Annotated in this window: 1 protein-coding gene; it reads left to right on the forward strand. The window is 66.5% G+C overall.

Annotated features, from left to right (window positions below; translation table 11 throughout):
- A partial coding sequence (locus B5F23_RS09490) for a PTS transporter subunit EIIC (RefSeq protein ID WP_143786408.1) occupies positions 1–639 on the forward strand: 639 nt, incomplete at both ends.

Consider the following 639-nt stretch of genomic DNA (forward strand, 5'->3'; position numbering starts at 1 on the left):
GTTCGCGGAAGTCTCCGCCAAGGTCGGCAACCAGGTGCACCTGAGAAGCCTTCGCGACGGCTTCGCCACCATCATGCCGATCTTCATCCTCGCCGGCATCGCAGCGCTGCTCAACAACGTCGTCTTCACGTTCCTGTGGAGCGCGGACCCGAGCAGCCCCGGGCTCTTCCCGAACGCCGACGTGCTCGCCACGGCCCAGTACTGGGGCAACTCGCTCACGCAGGGCGCGCTCTCCATCTCGGCCATCCTGCTGTGCGCCATGGTGGGCTACAGCCTCGCGAGCAACAAGCGCTTCGACAACCCCGTCTCGTGCGTGGTGGTGGCGCTCGCGGTCTTCTTCATCATGATGCCGCAGACGGTCGCCGCCGACCTCTCCGCCTCGTCGCCGCTCTACGTGGCCGAGGAGGTGACCACCGCCCAGGTCTCGGGCGCGTTCGTCACCGACTACACGGGCACCAACGGCATGTTCACCGCCATCATCATCGGCCTGTTCGCGCCCACGCTCTTCATCAAGGTCTCGGGCGTCGAGAGGCTGCGCATCAAGATGCCCGAGGGCGTGCCGCCCGCGGTCGAGAAGTCCTTCAACGTCCTGATCCCGATGCTGCTCACCCTGGGCGCCTTCGGCGTGCTCTCGATGGC

It is taken from the genome of Olsenella sp. An188, from assembly GCF_002160255.1.
GTDB lineage: Bacteria > Actinomycetota > Coriobacteriia > Coriobacteriales > Atopobiaceae > Thermophilibacter > Thermophilibacter avistercoris.